The 16,395-nt window shown below is 73.2% G+C and carries 13 protein-coding genes and 1 pseudogene; 3 read left to right on the top strand and 11 right to left on the bottom strand.

What is annotated here, in order from left to right:
* Window positions 1–321: 321 nt before the first annotated feature.
* Both RB628_RS30815 and RB628_RS30810 read right to left on the bottom strand, forming a co-directional pair.
* A complete protein-coding gene (locus RB628_RS30815) occupies window positions 322–1,632 on the bottom strand; it encodes an NAD(P)-binding domain-containing protein (protein ID WP_318323861.1) in 1,311 nt (436 codons plus the stop codon).
* The gene (locus RB628_RS30810) at window positions 1,632–2,978 is read right to left on the bottom strand and encodes an ATP-grasp domain-containing protein (protein WP_318323860.1); all 1,347 of its coding nucleotides are present in this window, start codon (window positions 2,976–2,978) and stop codon (window positions 1,632–1,634) included. The genes RB628_RS30815 and RB628_RS30810 overlap by 1 nt, the downstream gene beginning before the upstream one ends.
* 202 nt (window positions 2,979–3,180) lie before the next feature.
* Here RB628_RS30810 and RB628_RS30805 point away from each other — a divergent pair, with 202 nt between their 5' ends.
* Window positions 3,181–4,503 carry a glycoside hydrolase family 26 protein gene (locus RB628_RS30805; RefSeq protein ID WP_318323859.1) on the top strand — a complete coding sequence of 441 codons (1,323 nt, stop codon included), beginning with the start codon at window positions 3,181–3,183 and terminating at the stop codon, window positions 4,501–4,503.
* A gap of 22 nt (window positions 4,504–4,525) precedes the next feature.
* Here RB628_RS30805 and RB628_RS30800 read toward each other — a convergent pair whose 3' ends face one another.
* Genes RB628_RS30800 through RB628_RS30760 form a run of 9 tightly spaced genes read right to left on the bottom strand, consistent with a single transcriptional unit; the run spans window position 4,526 to window position 15,129 of the window.
* Complete coding sequence (locus tag RB628_RS30800; protein ID WP_318323857.1) at window positions 4,526–5,689, bottom strand: GNAT family N-acetyltransferase; 1,164 nt, start codon at window positions 5,687–5,689, stop codon at window positions 4,526–4,528.
* Entirely contained in the window at window positions 5,686–6,351 is a 666-nt protein-coding gene (locus RB628_RS30795; RefSeq protein WP_318323856.1) for a lipopolysaccharide biosynthesis protein, read from the bottom strand. Before RB628_RS30795 ends, RB628_RS30800 begins: the two co-directional genes overlap by 4 nt.
* Window positions 6,348–7,502 (bottom strand): glycosyltransferase, encoded by a 1,155-nt coding sequence (locus RB628_RS30790; RefSeq protein ID WP_318323855.1) that lies wholly within the window; start codon window positions 7,500–7,502, stop codon window positions 6,348–6,350. Before RB628_RS30790 ends, RB628_RS30795 begins: the two co-directional genes overlap by 4 nt.
* 3 nt (window positions 7,503–7,505) lie before the next feature.
* Window positions 7,506–8,195, bottom strand: coding sequence for a polysaccharide deacetylase family protein (locus tag RB628_RS30785; protein WP_318323868.1), 690 nt, complete (start codon window positions 8,193–8,195; stop codon window positions 7,506–7,508).
* A gap of 46 nt (window positions 8,196–8,241) precedes the next feature.
* Window positions 8,242–10,002: a murein biosynthesis integral membrane protein MurJ gene (gene murJ / locus RB628_RS30780; RefSeq protein WP_318323854.1), complete on the bottom strand. Its 1,761-nt coding sequence runs from the start codon at window positions 10,000–10,002 to the stop codon at window positions 8,242–8,244.
* Window positions 9,999–11,336 (bottom strand): O-antigen ligase family protein, encoded by a 1,338-nt coding sequence (locus tag RB628_RS30775; protein ID WP_412180748.1) that lies wholly within the window; start codon window positions 11,334–11,336, stop codon window positions 9,999–10,001. Before RB628_RS30775 ends, murJ begins: the two co-directional genes overlap by 4 nt.
* 5 nt (window positions 11,337–11,341) lie before the next feature.
* Window positions 11,342–12,790 (bottom strand): exopolysaccharide biosynthesis polyprenyl glycosylphosphotransferase, encoded by a 1,449-nt coding sequence (locus RB628_RS30770; protein ID WP_318323852.1) that lies wholly within the window; start codon window positions 12,788–12,790, stop codon window positions 11,342–11,344.
* Window positions 12,787–13,968, bottom strand: a complete 1,182-nt coding sequence (locus tag RB628_RS30765; RefSeq protein ID WP_318323851.1) for a glycosyltransferase — start codon at window positions 13,966–13,968, stop codon at window positions 12,787–12,789. The genes RB628_RS30770 and RB628_RS30765 overlap by 4 nt, the downstream gene beginning before the upstream one ends.
* A 45-nt stretch (window positions 13,969–14,013) precedes the next feature.
* Complete coding sequence (locus RB628_RS30760; RefSeq protein WP_318323850.1) at window positions 14,014–15,129, bottom strand: DUF3344 domain-containing protein; 1,116 nt, start codon at window positions 15,127–15,129, stop codon at window positions 14,014–14,016.
* Between the two features lie 337 nt (window positions 15,130–15,466).
* On the opposite strand from RB628_RS30760, the gene RB628_RS30755 reads away from it, so the two are divergent.
* On the top strand, window positions 15,467–15,706 hold the full coding sequence (locus tag RB628_RS30755; RefSeq protein WP_318323849.1) for a chaplin: 240 nt from the start codon (window positions 15,467–15,469) through the stop codon (window positions 15,704–15,706).
* 277 nt (window positions 15,707–15,983) lie between these two features.
* Window positions 15,984–16,395: pseudogene (locus RB628_RS30750) on the top strand (hypothetical protein); the annotation flags it as partial.

The raw sequence follows: 16,395 nt of genomic DNA, 5'->3' as shown, positions 1-16,395 counted from the left end.
AGCCTCCGACGGGTCCGCCGACGGCGAAGCCTCCGACGACGCCTCCGGCGAAGCCCCCCACAGGCCCGCCGACGGCGAAGCCGCCCACCGCACCGCCGACGACGCCGCCTCATCTGCCGCCGACCGGCAGCCGTGAGGAACTGTTCGCGGCCTCGGCCGTCAGCGTCGCGCTGATCGCCGGTGGCATCGTCGTGTACCGACGGGGTCGGCGCGGCCGGACCGGCGCCCACGAGTGAGCCACGCCTAAAGCCCAGGCACCGGACGAGCCCCGTACCCCCGTAAGGGGTGCGGGGCTCGCCGGGGGCCCGGGGAACTGCGCGATCAGCCCCCACCGGCCCGCAGCGAACCAGCCGCATGTCCAGCGGAGCGTGCCTCCCGCCGCCCCGGCCCGGGCACCCCCGTTCCGCCGCCCCGGGCCCCCGCCCGCAGCCGGCGCCGTACCCCTCGTACGAGGGTCCCCGCGGTGAACGTCGCGCCGTGCACGAAGCGCATCGCCGGGCCGAAGCCTGACGCAGTCACCAGGCCCGCCAGGAACAGGCCGGGGTACGAGGACTCGAAGCACCGCCCGACCGCCGGTGAGTCGTCCGCCAACGTGCGCAGGCTGCCGCCGAGTTGCGGGTCCAGCAGGCTCAGGCGGTCGCACGTCGCCCTGAACCCCGTTGCCGCGATGACGTGTTCGGTCTCCAGGGACCGTCGCTCACCGGACCGGGTCACCGTGTCCAGTCGTACGCCACCGCCACCGCCACCGCCGCCGCCCCCCAACTCCCGTGCCTCCGCCACCTCCTGACCTACAAGCACCTCCACCGCGGGTTCCATCCGGTCGCGTACCCACCAGGCGCCCGCCGGGCCCAGGGCCGTCGCGGCGATCCGGGCCCGGGTCGGTTCGGGGAGGCGGGAGAAGAGGCCGGGGCGTTCGGCGTAGAACCAGTTGCGCCAGCCGCAGCCCAGGCCGCTGTGCGGGGCGCGGGCCGCATGCCACCAGGGGCGCTCCCACGGCGGCGGTACGTCGTTCCAGTTCAGCTGCTCCGCGCGGGCCAACACACGTACCCGGGTGCCTTGTTCCGCGAGCAGGGCCGCCGTTTCCAGGGCGGCCTGGCCACCGCCGATCACTGTGACGTCCCGGCCGCGGAAGCGGTCGAGGTCGCTGTGGTGGCAACTGTGCGAGACCAGGTCGGGGCCGAGGCCGCGCAGCGCGGCGGGGATCTCGACGAATGGGAGCACGCCGACGGCCAGGGCGACCGTGCGGGCGCGTACCGTCTCGCCGTCCTCCGTGACCGCCTCGAAGCCCCCGGTCACGGGCGCCACCCGGGTCACCGTCCGTTCGTCGACCTCGGGCACGGCGTTGCGGGCGAACCACTGGCCGTACGCGGCGAACATCTCCAGGGGGATCGGCTCCCCGTGCCGTGCCTCGACGCCCTGACCGGCGCAGTACGTGTCCAGGCGCCAGCGGCCGTCGGGGTCGGACAGGTTCGACGCCCATGGCTCGGACTTGAGGTACATGCCCTGGGGCATGTGGTCGCGCCAGGACGCCATGGGCCGGCCGTGGACGCGCAGGCGGAGCCCGGCGCGCGCGGCGTGAGAGGCGATGGACAGGCCGTAGGGGCCCGCGCCCACCACCAGCAGGTCGTACATCAGCAACTGCTCGCTTTCTCGTTGTCGCTCAGAGGGCCGTCGGTCAGGGAGCCGTCGCTCAGGGAGCCGTCGGCCGCGGAACCCTCGGTCAACGGCAGGGGCGCGCCAGGCGCCGCCTGCCGGACGACTTGTGGCCGCATGTCGTCCGGTCCGGTCCGCTCGCACAGCCGGCGCAGCCGGCCCGGCAGGCGGCGGGCGGCGTGCCGGGCCCACAGGGCCCACATCGCCCGGCCGGGCGCGAGGTCGTCCGGCGCGTGCCAGGCCAGTTCGCGGCCGGCCGGCGCCGGGCGCAGCGTGCTGAGCGGCGCGTAGTTCTCGACCACGAACGTCCGCCCGGGCCGGGGTGCCCCCTCGGGCAGCGGATGGTGGGTCAGGTCGAGGTGCTGGGCGCGTACGACGTCCAGTCCGGCCGTGTCGGTGAAGAGCCGGAACTGGGCGCCGGGGCGCGGGTTGAAGTCGAGCAGGTGGTAGCCACCGGTGGTGGCGCAGAGGCGGAAGTCGAGGTCGAAGATGCCCCGGTAGCCGAGCTCGCCGACGACGCGTTCGGTGAGCGCCCGCACCGGTGCGTTCGGTGTCCAGCGGCCCACCGAGGTCAGTCCGGCGCCGCGTGGCCAGGCGTGCAGCTTGCGGCCGGGGCCGCCGCCGCGCACGGTCCCGGTGCGGTCGGCGTACCCGTGGCAGAACCAGTCGAGGTCGGGTCCCGGCGGCAGGAACGCCTGGAGCAGCAGCCGGCTGCCCGCCTCCTCCGTGCGCAGGTACAGCTCCCGTGCCTGGCGTGCCGAGCGCACGACGACCGTGCTGCGCAGGTCGCTGTCGGCCGGGAGCAGCCAGGGCCGGCTCCACTTCGCCACGGCCGGCAGCCCGAGCCGCCAGGCCACGGCGGCGGCCTCGGACGCGCTGTCCGGGACCAGTGTCAGCGGGTGCGGCACGCCCACGGCCGCGCACACGGCGGCCAGTTCGGCCTTGTCGGCAACCCGTTCGGGCAACGCGCCGGGCTGCAGCGGCAGCAGATAGGCGGGCGCAAGCTCGGTCTGTGCCCGGCCCACCGCGACGGCGCTCGCGTCGTCGAGCGGGATCAGCACGGCGGGCCGCGCGATCTGGGCGGCCACCCGCAGCAGCGCGTGGGCGATGTCGGCGGGGGCGGCGCCGGGTGGCGGCGGCGGATGCAGGCGGCGTACAAAGCGGGATCTGCGTACGGGACTTCCGCCGACGTCGGCGACCAGGTGTACGTCGACGCCGGCCCGGCCGAGTGAGCGTACGGCGCCCAGTGTTCCGTGGTGAAAGGGATTCCGGTCGGTTCGCACGAGGACGGCGGGGACGCGGGTGTCGAGCAGCGATACGGACATGTGTTTTCGGGTTTCCTTCGGTCGGTTCACTCGTGCGGGCGAGCTGAACACTCGAAAGTCCTAGGTGCGGTGGCGGAATTCATACTCATATGACTGAGTGTCAGTAGGTGGAAGAGCAGAACGAGAACAGGCAGTGCGAAAACACGCGGTGTGAGAACGCAGTGCGAGAACAGGGAGTACGAGCGTGGAGGAAGGAGCAGGCATGGCCCCACAGAAGCGACGGGCCCGCACCGGACGGCTGGCGTTCCTGGCGGCGACAGTCGCCGCGTCGGCCGTCCTGGCATCGGGGCCGGGATATGCCGTGGGCGCGGGGGTGGCCGATCCTCCCGTCCCGGCACCGGACACGGTCACGCAGCCGACACCGCCCACCGGGATCGTGGCACCGGTCGCGCCCGTGACCCCCGAACCCCCGGTGGCCCCCGAGCCCCCCAAACCGGAGCCGCCGGAGCCGCCGGAGGCCCCCGAGCTCCCCGCCTTCGGTGCGTACGTCGACTACGACGGCGCCCGGGGCACGGCCAGGATCGCCGAGCTCAGCCGCTGGCTCGGCAATGCCGATCTCAAGGTCGGGCACACCTACCTGCCGGGTGACCGGTGGAGCAACATCGAGGGGCTGCCCGGGTTCCTCGACGTGTGGGCGGACTGGCGGCGGGCCGACGAGGAACGGCTGTTCGTCCTCAACGTGCCCATGCTGGAGCGCAACGAGGAAGGCGTCTCCGACCGTCAGGTCCGGGTGCATCTGAGGCGCGGCGCGGCCGGTCTGTACGATCACCACTTCCGCGCCCTGGCCGAGCGGCTGGTCGCGCTGAAGATCCCGGACACCGTCATCGTGCTCGGCTGGGAAATGAACGGCATCACGTACACCCATCGCTGCGGGCCGGACCCGGAGGCCTGGAAGAGATACTGGAAGAGGATCGTCACCACGATGCGTGCGGTGCCGGGCCAGAAATTCCGGTTCGATTTCAATCCGAACCGGGGCCGTGACGCCATTCCGTGGTCGCAGTGTTATCCGGGGGACGACACGGTCGACATCATCGGAATGGACTCGTACGACCAGCCCCGGGGACTGTCATTCGACGAGCAGGTGAGCGAGCCCTACGGACTTCAGGCGCATGTGGACTTCGCCAAGGCGCACGGAAAGCCCATTTCCTATCCGGAATGGGGACTCTTCCGCAACGGCGACAATCCGGAGTACATGCGGCGCATGCTCGCCTGGATGGACAAGCACAAACCGCTGTACAACACGCTGACCGACTACTGCCCGCACGGCGTCTGGCAGTGCGGCAGCAATCCGAAGGCGTCCGCGGTGTACCGCCAGATGCTGACGGGCCGTAAGGACACGGAGCCGACCGTGCCGACCCCGACGCCGGAACCGACCCCGCAGCCGACGAAGCCCACGGACCCGGTCACCCCGCCGGTGCCGCTGCCGCCGCCCAACTGCTCGCCGCTGGATCTGGGCGACTGGGTGGAGTACTGGATGGGCGGGAAGCTGTGCCTGCGCTTCGACTGGTGGTCGCGCAACCGGTGACCGCCCGGTGGCGGCAGGTCGTTCACGATCCGCCGCCACCGTTCCCGGGTTCCCCTCCGCCACCGTTGCCGCTTCCGCTTCCGTCGCGTTCCCGCAGCCGGCGCAGGAGTTCCTTGCCCCGGCTGCGGGCGGCGACATCGCACACGACCGCCGACATCAGCGGTGCCGTCAGCCGCCGGGCCAGCAACAGCCGCTGGTTGAACACGGGTTCGGGGCGCCAGTGGTGCTTGTACGGCTCGTCACCGCGCAGCAGGCTCAGCGTGCTGTGCCCGCCCGCCCCGGTGTGCTGCGCGCAGGCGTCGAGCAGTATCACGGCGACGTCCGCCTTCCGTTTCCGCAGGCCCGGATGGGCGCCGTACAGGTAGCCGCCCGCGAGGCGTCCCGACAGCAGGGTCAGATCGACGGCGACCACGCTGTCGTCGAGGCGGAACTCGGTGACCACGGCGTCCCCGGAGCGCACCATCGGTCCGACCGACCGGGCGAGGTGTTCGCGGAACCGGGGCTGGAGGTGTTCCGACGTCACCTTGCGTCCCTGCCACTGGAGTTGGTGCAGTTCGAGCAGGCGGGCCAGGGCCGCGTCGACCTCGTCGGGGCGGACGACGCGTCGTTCGACGCCGAGCGCGGTCAGCTTGCGCAGCTTGGCGCGGACCCGCTGGGCCTTGGCCGAGGGGAGGCGGGAGACCAGGCCGTCCATCGAGACAGCGGGCAGCTCCAGGCACAGGGAGTCCCTGACCTGGCGGCGGGGGCCACTCCAGCGCTCGTACACGCGTTCTGCCGCGCCGCCCGGCCGGACCTCGCGGAAGTCGATCAGGGCGGTGCGGGCGGCGTCGGAGAGGCCCTCGGCGAGGGCGGTGGCGGCCTCGTCGGCCGCGTCGTCGTCGAGGAGAAGGTCACCGTAGTCGGAGATCGCGCCGCCGAGCGGCACGAGGGCGGGCAGCGGGCGGTTCACCCGCATCAGCGGGGCGGCGGCCAGGAGTTCACCCTCCGGATCGCGGACGACGACGATCCGCAGCCGGCCCGGGACGCCGTACGACAGCCACCACGAGTGCAGCCAGGCGTGGCTCTGGAACGGGGTCGCCGCGCCGCACCGCCGGTACAACCGGCTCCAGGCCTGAGCGAGTTCGGTGAAGGCAGCCTCGTCGCTGACGACTTCGGTGCTCAGGGCGCCCGTGGTCGTGACCGTCACAGCTGTCCATGGACGTCGGCGGCGACGGCCGGGCCCGGTACGGAGGCCGAGGGCGCCGGTTCCTCCGTACTGCGCCGGGGCCGCACCAGCAGCACCAGTCCGCCGAGCAGCCCGCCCGCGCTCGCGCCGACCAGCCCGGTCACCTTGCGCGAGGCCGACGACGGCTCGGCAGGCTTGACCGCGCGCGAGAACTGGAGCAGCTCCACGTGGGTGGAGCCCTTGGTGTCGTTGGCGTGCCGGGTGAGGGAATCGGCCACGGCGTTGGCCATGTCGGCGGCGAGGCCGCGGCGCGCGGAGGTGGCCGAGACGGCGACCATGGGCGCGTCCGGCGAGGTCGCGGTCTGCACGCTCTTTCGCAGCGTCGACAGCGGCACGCCCGATCGCACCTGGGCGTCCCCGAGCACCGCGACCTGGGTGGCGACCCGCCCGTAGGCCTGCGCGAAACCGAGCGCGGACGCCGGGTCGGACTTCTCGGTCGGTACGGCGACGACATAGCTCGTGGCCGTGTAGGTGGGCGGCTTGAAGGTACCGTACGCGCCGCCCAGGAGGCCGCCGAGTACGGCGCCGGCCGCCAGGAGGGTCCACGGGAGCAGGGCGCGGGCGCGGGTGCGGGCGCGGGTGCGGGGCGTGAGGCGGGGGGCTCTGCGGGGGTTCTCGGTCATGAGGAGGGGACTCCCTGGGGTGACGGGGACGGTGTCATGGAGGGGATGGTCGCCGCGTACACGTCCATGAGCTGGGCGGCGCTGCGGGTGATGTCGTAGTGGTGGGCCGCGGCGGGGGGCGTGCGGTCCTGTGGGCCCACCGCGCGGGCCTCGGCGAGGGCGCGCGCGAAGGAGTCCGAGCCGCCGGGTACGCGCCGGGCGCCCTCGGCGGCCTCCGGGGGCAGGTCCTCGATCGCCGGGCAGGAGACGTACCGGACGGGCAGCCCGGCGGCCAGTGCCTCCACGACCGCGAGACCGAAGGCCTCCTCCGGGCACGGGGAGGCGAGCAGGTCCATGGCGGAGGTGAGGGACGGCAGGTCGGGGCCGGGGGTGCCGTCCGGTACGCAGGGCCGTTCGCCGGTGAACAGCACCCGGCGGGCGACGCCCGCCTCGCGTGCGGCGCGCCGCAGGGCGTGCTCCTCGGGGCCGCCGCCGACGAGCAACAGCCAGTAGTCGTCGGGGAGTTGGGCGAGCGCGTCAATGAGGTCACCGAAGCGCTTGCCCGGTGCGAGCCGTCCGATGCCGCCCACGACGTACGCCCCCTCGGGCAGCCCGAGGTGCTCGCGGGTGCGGTGCCGGGCGACCGGGTCGAAGCGGAAGCGGGCCAGGTCGATGCCGTTGGGGACGACCTCGATCCGGGGCGCGGGCACACCCCAGCGGCGGAGCCGTTCGGCGACCGTGGGGGACACGGCGACGGTGACGCGGCCGAGCCGTTCGCCGGTGAGGTACAGCGCGCGCACCCCGGCGGTCAGCCGCCGCCCCTCCATCTGCGAGTCGCCGAGGGAGTGTTCGGTGGCGACGACAGCCCGTACGCCCGCGAGCCGCGCGGCGATCCTGCCGTACACGCAGGCCCGGTAGAGGTGCGTGTGCACGAGGTCGTAGCCGCCCGAGCGGATGACGTTCACCAGCCGGGGGAGGGCGGCGAGATCCCGGTTGCCGGCCATGCCGAGGTGGACGACCCGGACGCCGTCGGCGATCAGACCGTCGGCGACCGAGCCGGGGTTGGTGAGCGTCACGACATCGCACTCGACGGGCAAGTGCCTGAGCAGCAAACGGAGTTGCTGTTCGGCGCCGCCGACGCCGAGCCCGGTGATGATGTGCAGGGCCTTCACGCCTCACACCCCCCGGGCCGGCCGGCGCCGCAGCCGGTGCAGCCGGTACTTGAGATGCAGGCGTACGGCGGTGTCGTTCTCGCCGATGTGCACGCGGGGCAGGACATGGACGCCGTTCAGCTGTCCGGGGTCGATGGCGCAGCCGTATCCGTAGCCGGCCGCCAGCACGGCGTCGACGGCCCGCTGGTCGACGGTCCCGTAGGGATAGCAGAACCCCTTGACCGGAGCACCGCTCAACTCCGTGAGCAGCGCTCTGCTTTCGGCGACCTCGGCGCGCAGCAGGTCGTCGTCCGCCTTCGTCAGGTCGACGTGCGTCAGTCCGTGTGACCCGATCTCGACCCCGGCCCCGGCGACGGCGCGGATGCCGTCCGCCGTGAGCAGCGGCCTGCGCGGGCCCAGCGGATCCCAGGCGTTCTCCCCGCCGAGCCGTCCCGGCAGGACGAAGAGGGTCGCGCCGCAGTCCCAACGCTCCAGCACCGGAAGGGCGTTGGTCAGGAAGTCGGCGTACCCGTCGTCGAAGGTGAGCCCGACCAGGCCGCGTCCCTCGCCCCGGGAACGGGCGGCGAGCAGCTCGGCCACACCCACGCCCCGCAGCCCGCGCCGGCGCAGCCACCGCAGCTGGGCGTCGAGGCGGTCGGGCGTGACCGTGATGCGGTACGGGTCGTCGGAGCAGTCGCCCACCGAGTGGTACATCGCCACCCAGGGAACGGGCCCCGGACGGGGACCTCTTCGGAGCCGGTCAGCGGACCCGGTCGCGGCGGCGGTGCCGGTGTCGGGGGCGGGCGTGGGTGCGGGTGCGTTTGCGGGCATGCGGCAGCCTTCGGGTCATGGAGCATACGGAACGGAGTGCGAGTACGAAGCTCTGCACGGCCTGGGCCCCCATGAGCAGGCCGAGCAGGAGGTAGACGACGGTGACGGTCGCGGTACCGGCGGCGAGTCCCGCCACCGGCCCGTCGATCCGGCTGGTCACGAACACCCCCACGGCCGTCGCGCACACCGCCGCGCGCACGGGCTTGCTCAGCTCGGCCAGCACCCGCCGGGTCCGGATCGGCACACTGCGCGGCCCCATGCCGCAGAGCAGCAGCGCGGCCGACAGCGTGATCCCGGCGGCGTTGGCGGCGGCGATCCCGCACACGCCCCATCGACCGACCGTCCAGGCGCCGATCCAGGAGGTCGCCACGACCCCCGCGGTCATCGCTGCCATCGGGTACCAGGTGGGTCGGCTCGAGGAGAAGTACGAGCGGATGAGCGCGCCGACCAGGGTGTGCCCGAGCAGCCCGACCGCGTACACGCGCATCACGGTCGCCGTCGCCTCGGTGTCCCGGGCGACGAACGCGCCCCGCTGGAAGAGGAGTTCGATGACCTGCGGCGCACAGGCGATCACCGCGGCCGCGCCGAGCAGCACCACCCAGGCGGCCAGCGCGAGATCCCGCTCCACCCGGTTGCGGGCCCGCTCGGTGTCGCCCTCCGCGATCGCCTGCGCGACCACCGGGAAGGTGACCGTGCACAGCATCAGCGACAGCGTCATCGGGATCTGAGCCACCTTCTGCGCGTAGTTCAGGTGCGAGATGGCCCCGGCGGGCAGCGTGGAGGCGAGGAAGCGCTCGATGAGCACCTGCGACTGCCGGGTCAGCGCGAAGAGCAGCACGGGCGCGACGAGCGCGAACGCCATCGGCGCCGCGGACGTCTCCTCCACCACGATCTCTACCGGCACGGCCGACTGGCGACGCCGCAACTGTCTTAGAACAGAGGGCAGTTGGGTTACGACCATCAGGGCGCCGCCCACCGCCACCCCGACCGCCGCCGAGCGCACCCCCCAGCGCCCGCCCAGCACGAACATCGCCGTGATGATGCCGACGTTGTAGGCCACGTAGATCGCCGCCGGTGCCAGGAACCGCCGGTGCGCGCGCAGGGCCGCGCTGCAGTAGCCGGCGAGCCCGAAGCTGAAGACGCAGGTGGCGGTGAGGCGCGTGCAGTCCACGGCGAGCGACGGGTCGGGCAGGCCCGGGGCGAGTGCCTCGACCAGGTAGGGAGCGGTGGCGATCAGCAGCGCGCCGACCGCCGCGCACGCCAGCGCCAGCCGGGGCAGCGTCGTGGCGACCAGCGCCCGCACCGGATCGCCCGGGGCACCCTGGGCGCGCCGGGCCAGCGCCACGCTGAACGCCGGGATCAGGACGAAGGCCAGCCCGTCCTCGATGAGCAGCGTCGCCGCGAACTCCGGCACCGTCCACGCGACCAGGAAGGCGTCCGTGTCACTGCCGGCCCCGAACAGCCGGGCCAGCGACTGGTCCCGGATCAGCCCGAGCAGCGCGCCCGCGACCGAGAGGACCGCGGTGACGAGGGTGGCCTTGGCGAGGAACTTCCCTGAAACAGGGGCGAGTTCGGCGGGTCCGCTGTCGTCCCCCTCGTCCTTGCTCGCCCCGGTGGCGGCGGAAGCGGCGCGTGCGGCGGGCAGCGTCACCCTGGTCTCTCCCTCGGCCCGGGGAGGAATCGCGGTCATCGCGCCGAGGCCCTGGGCGCGTCGCCGCCGCCGAGGGCCCACCAGGCGGCGAGCCCGAAGGCGACGGCGGTCAGCACGGTCGCGGGCCCGCCGATGTCGGCGTAGAGGAAGTCGGTCAACTGCCAGATCAGCAGCCCGCAGGCGACGAGGGCACAGTCGAGCCCACCGTCGGACGGTGACCGTCTTGCCCGCACCAGCCCTCGCAGTCCGCACACCAGCAGCGCCAGCCAGCTGCCTCCGAGGGCCAGCAGCCCGATGAGGCCCTGCTCGCTGAGCACCAGCAGGTACATGTTGTGCGGGGACAGCAGCGGCTGCTTGCGGTACGCGGCCCCCGCGCCCTCCGTGTCGCTGCCCGCGGACAGGGCCAACGAGGCGTGTCCGTCGCGGTGTTCGGGAAAGCCCTTCAACCCGACCCCTGTGAGCGGGTGTTGGCTCCACATGTCGGTCGCCGCCGCCCACATCGTGTACCGGTCGGTGACCGACTGGTCAGGGGCGTCCGTCACTTGAGTGATGCTGCTGATCCGCTCCTGGAGCATCGCCGTACCGATGCCCAGGCCGCCGACCAGGATCACGGCCGAGGCGGTCACCACCGCGCCCACCTTCAGCGCGCGCCGCATCCCGGCCAGCGCCAGTTGCAGCGTGCAGGCCGCCGCCGTGGCGATCCAGGCACCCCGGCTGAAGGAGACGGCGAGCGGGGCGAGGAGTACCAGGGCGCAGCCGGCGGCAAAGGCCCGCTGTCGGGCGGCGCCCGACCCGAGGGCCAGCCCCACCGAGCACATCAGCCCGAACGACACGACCGTCGACATGCCCATCACATCGGTGGGCCCGAAGGTGCCCACCGCCCGGATCTCCTCGCCCTGGTAGGAGGCGCCGGTCCCGGTCGCGTACTGGTGCACCCCGACCGCCCCCTGGAACAGGGCGAGCCCGACGAACGCCCAGGCCAGCACCCGGAAGTCGCGCCGGTCCCGGACCAGCAGCAGCACGGACGCCGGGACCAGCACGAAGATCTGGAGGTAGCGCCCCAGGCCCCCGATCCCGGCCGCGGGCGAGGACGCCCCGACGGCGGCGACCGCGAGCCCGACCACGGGCAGCCCGAGCACCACGGCGGCCGTGCGGGACAGGGGGCGCCGCCGCTCCCGTACGAGCCGGATCGCGCAGTAGAGGACCACGAGCCCGGAGACGGCGTCGGCCGGGGTCGCTCCGCCGTCGGTGCCCTGCGGGGCCGGCAGCGCGAGCAGGGCGATCACCAGGATCACGGGCAGCAGCGGAGCGAAGGACGCGACGTGCGGGAATGGCACTCGGCGCGGCAACGTCAGCGCGGGGCTGTGGCTCACTGCGCTCAGCTTCCTGTCGGGCGGACGAGCGCGGCGGCGGTGCGCAGCAGGATGCAGATGTCCTGCCAGAGCGACCAGTTGTCGATGTAGGCGTTGTCGAACCGGCAGCGGTCCTCGATCGAGGTGTCACCGCGCAGCCCGTGGATCTGGGCGAGCCCGGTGATACCGGTCTGCATCCGGTGACGGGCCGCGTAACCGGGGTAGGTCTGGCTGAACTGGCCGACGAAGTACGGGCGTTCGGGCCTCGGTCCGACCAGGCTCATGTCGCCCCAGAGGACGTTCCACAACTGGAGGAGCTCGTCCAGCGAGGTGCGCCGCAGGAACCGGCAGAACCAGTTCATGCGGCGTTCGTCCGCGACGCTCCAGCGGGTCGCCGCCTCCATCTCGTCGACCGGGCGGTGGGTGCGGAACTTGAGGAGGGTGAAGGGGCGCCCGTCCAGACCGATGCGCTCCTGCTTGAAGACCACACCACGCCCGCCGGTCAGCCGCAGCACCACCGCGCACAGCAGCAGCAGCGGCGAGAGCAGCAGGAGCAGCGTGCCCGAGACCATGACGTCGAGCAGCCGCTTGCCGATGCTGCCCGGCCGGTCCGGCACCATCGCGAGCCGTCGGCAGGAGAACCCGGCGAGCCGTTCGGCGCTCTCGTAGGAGGGCGACTCGGCGTCGATCTCCCACACAGTGCAGCCCGACTCGGCCAACGCCCGCAGCAGCGGCCCCTGTTCGGCCCGTACGGAGGGATGGACGGCGAGCACGGCCCGGACGCCGTTCTGGATCAGCGCCCGCTCGACCTCCTCGCCGGTGGTCAGCACGGGCAGACCCGCGATGCCGTCCGGGTGGTCGGTGACGAGGCCCACCGGCCGTACCCCGCACGCCGGGTGGCGCAGGAACGCGGCGGCCACCCGCCGGGCGGTGCCGGCCGGGCCGATGACGAGGGCGGTGTGCGGGCGTCGCAGCAGCGCCCGGCGCCGCAGCCAATGGACGGTACCGCGCCCGGCGGCACTCGCCGCCGCCTGTACCGCACAGCCCAGGACGAGGGTCCGCGCGGACAGCGCGTCGCCGGGCGCGTACGCGCCGACCACGGCAGCCAGAGCCAGCCAGCCCATCGCGATCCGGCCGCAGACGGCGGGCAGTTCGTCGAGGAACGCGGGCACGGACTCGGGCCGGTAGAGCGAGGCGCGCGTGTTCAGCACAACCACGCCGAGCAGCAGCGCGCCGACCAGAAGGGGGTGGCGCAGTGGCTCGGTCAGCGCCAGGGCGCCGAGCAGGGCGGCGCTGCTGTCGACGGTGAGCAGCGGCAGTGGGGAGGCTGGCCGGGGCGCGGGGCGTCGGCCGGCCGGGAATCTGAAGCCGCCCGCCGACCCGCGGGGCGGGCGGACCGAGACGGCCGAGACGGTCGAGAGTCCGTACTCCCGCGGCCCTCCGCCGGGGGAGGGGACGGTACTTTCCGCAGTCACGAGTGGATGGACTCCCTGTACTCGGCGCGCACGGGCCGCACGGCGTGCGCGGTTGTCAGCTCGCGGTACACGTCCGCGACGGCGTCGGCGGTGTGCCGTACGTCGTGGGCGGACAGGACGTGCCGGCGCCCCAGGTGCCCCAGCGACTCACGCAGCGGTGGGTCGAGCAGCAGTTCGGAGACGGTCCCGGCCAGTGCGGCGGAATTCTCGGCCGGCACCAGACAGCGCGGGGCGAGGGCGGCGGGCAGACTCTCGCGCCCGCCGTCCACGTCGGTGACGACGACCGGCCGCCCGCAGGCCATCGCCTCCAGCGGCGCCAGCGCCATGCCCTCCCACCGGGAGGGCAGAACGACCAGATCGGCGGCCCGGTACCAGGGGACGGCATCGGCGACGGCCCCGGCGAACAGCACTGAGGCGGGGGCGAGGGCCCGCAGCCGCCCGGCGTCCGGCCCGTCCCCGACGAGCACGAGCCGCGCCCCCGGCACCCGCTGCGCGACCTCGCCCCACGCCCGGAGCAGCACGTCCTGCCCCTTCTGCCGGCACAGCCGGCCCACGCACACGACCAGGGGAGCGGCCGGATGGACATCCGCGAGCAGCGGAATCCCGGCCCGTACGGGGTTCCCGGCCGCCGGGCGGAAGCGCTCCGTGTCGATCCCGTTCGGGATCACCCGCCACTGCCCGGTGATCCCGGCGCGCACCCCGGTCGCCCGTTCGGCGTCGCTCACGCACACCACCCGGGAGGCCCAGCGCGCCCCCCGACGCTCCCACTTGAGCGCCAGCGCCGCGGTGGGCCCGCCGACCGCCTCGAACGACCAGGCGTGGGGCTGGAACACCGTCGCCACCCGCCCCCGTACCGCCAGCCGGGCGGCGAGCCCGGCCTTCGCGCTGTGCGCGTGCACGACATCCGGCCGCACCGCCCCGACCACCCGCCCGAGCCGCCGCACCTCCCCGACAAGCGAGGGTCCCGGCGCGCGCGTCGCGTGCCAGGGGCGTACGTCGGCGCCGAGCGCCCGCAGTCGCGAGGCGAGCCCACCGACGTCCGGGCAGGCGACCGTGACGTGCAGACCGTCGGCGAGCTGGGCCCGCGCCAGGTCCGTCACGACCCGGGCCACCCCGCCGTCCACCGGCTGGGTGACGTGCAGGACCCGTGGCCGGGGGTCGGGTGCGATCAGTTGCATGCGCGGTTTCCTCGCTCACGGGTGGCGGTGCCGGACGCACCTCGCCTACTGCCGGGCGTCGACGGCCACGAAAAGTGCGCCGGCCCACGCCGCGTCCCGCTGGGAAACGAGCCGGAAGGCCAGCTGGTCACCACCGTGCCGCAGCGCCGTGCCCAGTTCGAACACGTCGGAGTCGTAGCCGAGGGTGTTCGCGTACGCCGGAACGCGCTGCGAGACGGCTCCGCCGATCGTGGAATTCAGCACGTCGTCGCGGGGGTTCGCCGTGTCCCCGAGCGCGGTGGTGCGCCCTGCGGCGGACACCGTCAGCGAGTCGCCGGTGCTGCCGCGGTCCCCGTTGTAGGCGACCAGACCGGCGCGCCCGTTCGCGCCCGCCGGGAACGACAGTTCGGCCAACCGGACCAACTGTCCGTCACCCTCCCGGTCCCCCAGCGCGTCGAACCCGTCCCACACGGCCAGGTGCCGCAGCGGCTCCGACGCGTTCTCGTACGCCACGACCAGGGTCCAGCCGCCCCACGCCCCGGCCGCCGACTTCCCCATCGCGACGTTGACCTGCGCGACCGTGTACAGGCCCGAACCGCTCTCCCGGACGAGCCTGGTGACATCGGCGGAGGCCTGGAACGCGTCGGCGCCGTGCGCCACCCGGTGTCCGACGACCGAGTCGGCGAGCAGCTCCTTGTACTGGCCGCCGGGCTCGGCGATCAGCACCCGCCCGTTGTCCTTCGGCGGCTTCTGCTCACCGACCCTGAGGTTGCCGCCCCAGTACAGCCGCGCGTAGGAGATGCGGCTGCCCTGCGGGACCCGGACCTCGGCCCGGCTGGAGTTGTACGTGTTCGGATCGCTGTCGACGTCGACGTAGAACATGTCGAAGTCACCGTTGACCGCCGCCCTGGCGGCGCCCGTTCCGTTCGTGAGGTTCTCGCCCTCGCGGACGCCCGCGCAGGATCCGAGGGTGGCGCGGCAGCTGATGGACGCGTTGGCCGCGCGGACGATTCCGCCGTGCTGGAGCGCGCGGTACCGCTGGGCGAACGCGAGGCGCTCCGACTCCTTCTCCTTTACGAGGGGAGGCGCGGCCGTCGCCGCACCTCCCGGAGTCCAGATCGCGGCGACGGCAAAGACGCCCACCATGGCACGGCGCAGCAGAAGACCCGGGGAAATAGGCATGACCGGCGTAGCCCTTTCGGGGAAATGGTCGTGGACCGACGGACGGAAAATCTGGAGGTCACTTGTGTGCCGCATGCGCTCCCGGTCTGTTCCGCGCGACGGATTCGGGGTATTGGTCGGCCTTTTGGGCGGCTCCGGGGCGGCTGGCAGAAGGTGAGCCACTCTAGTCGCTATGCGTGCTTATTGGTGATTTGTGTTCGCTGTGTCGGAATCGAGCACCCGGGCGATTCGAGAGATCACCCCATTGGCGGCACAACCCGGGCGCGCGCCACGCGTTGACACAGCGCCGGGCATCCCCGCCCGGATGTTTGTGACAACTCCCAAGGAGCACTTCTCCATGTCGCGTATCGCGAAGGGCCTTGCCCTTTCCACCGTTGCCGTCGCCACCGTGGCGGGTACCGCCGGTGTCGCCGCCGCCGACAGCGACGCGCACGCCGTCGCTGCCCACTCCCCGGGCGTCCTGTCGGGCAACGTCCTGCAGGTTCCGATCCACATTCCGGTCAACATCTGCGGCAACACCGTCAACGTCGTCGGTCTCCTGAACCCGGCGTTCGGCAACACCTGCGTCAACGACTGACGCAAGTCGGCGCGGACCCTTCTGCCGGCCGCTCTCCCTTTCGGGGAGGGCGGCCGGTTCGCGTTTCCGGTGTTTGCCCCGAATGGCGGGCAGGGCCGCCAACTCGGCGGGCGGGCCTCGACACAGGGCCTCACCAGGGACGACGTACGGGACCCGGCCGACGGGCCGTCACTTTGCGCGTGTGACCGGTTGCAGATGGCGACGGTGGATCTGACGGTGGGTCCGATGGCGGACTCATGGTCCGGCACACACCACCGCACCACCGAAAGGAACTTCCATGCGTGCTCTGCCCGCACGGCGTATCGCGTCCACCGCACTCTGCGCCACCCTCCTGCTCGGAATAGGCGCACCGGCCGCTCTGGCGGCCGACAGCGACGCGGCCCGCGAGCGCGGTCACGCGGCTTCGCAGGCGCCCGTCCCCAACGCCGACGCGCTCCTCGCGCAGGTCAAGTCGCTGGGTGACCTGGGCGGAGTACTGAAACCCGTCAGCGATCTGCTCACCGCCGTACTCAATGCGGACAACGGCCAGCTGCCGCTGGACGAGGCGACGGAGCTGGTCGACGCCGTGAAGGCGGCCATCGCCGCGGCCACGGCGGCGGCACCGGCCACTCCGCCGGTGGCGCTGCCGGCGACCCCGGCTCTCCCGGTGACCCCGGCGTTGCCGGATGCTCCGGCTCTCCCGGTGACCC

Origin of the sequence: Streptomyces sp. ADMS (assembly GCF_033441795.1) — a bacterium.
In the GTDB taxonomy this organism is placed as follows: domain Bacteria; phylum Actinomycetota; class Actinomycetes; order Streptomycetales; family Streptomycetaceae; genus Streptomyces.
Note: the sequence above shows the minus strand (reverse complement) of the source record. Positions and strands in the feature narration are given on the sequence as shown.

Coding starts and splice junctions, on each gene's coding strand:
- RB628_RS30810 (WP_318323860.1), bottom strand. CDS start 2,978: ATGTCCGTATCGCTGCTCGACACCCGCGTCCCCGCCGTCCTCGTGCGA.
- RB628_RS30755 (WP_318323849.1), top strand. CDS start 15,467: ATGTCGCGTATCGCGAAGGGCCTTGCCCTTTCCACCGTTGCCGTCGCC.
- RB628_RS30785 (WP_318323868.1), bottom strand. CDS start 8,195: ATGTACCACTCGGTGGGCGACTGCTCCGACGACCCGTACCGCATCACG.
- RB628_RS30815 (WP_318323861.1), bottom strand. CDS start 1,632: ATGTACGACCTGCTGGTGGTGGGCGCGGGCCCCTACGGCCTGTCCATC.
- murJ (WP_318323854.1), bottom strand. CDS start 10,002: ATGACCGCGATTCCTCCCCGGGCCGAGGGAGAGACCAGGGTGACGCTG.
- RB628_RS30805 (WP_318323859.1), top strand. CDS start 3,181: ATGGCCCCACAGAAGCGACGGGCCCGCACCGGACGGCTGGCGTTCCTG.
- RB628_RS30765 (WP_318323851.1), bottom strand. CDS start 13,968: ATGCAACTGATCGCACCCGACCCCCGGCCACGGGTCCTGCACGTCACC.
- RB628_RS30760 (WP_318323850.1), bottom strand. CDS start 15,129: ATGCCTATTTCCCCGGGTCTTCTGCTGCGCCGTGCCATGGTGGGCGTC.
- RB628_RS30795 (WP_318323856.1), bottom strand. CDS start 6,351: ATGACCGAGAACCCCCGCAGAGCCCCCCGCCTCACGCCCCGCACCCGC.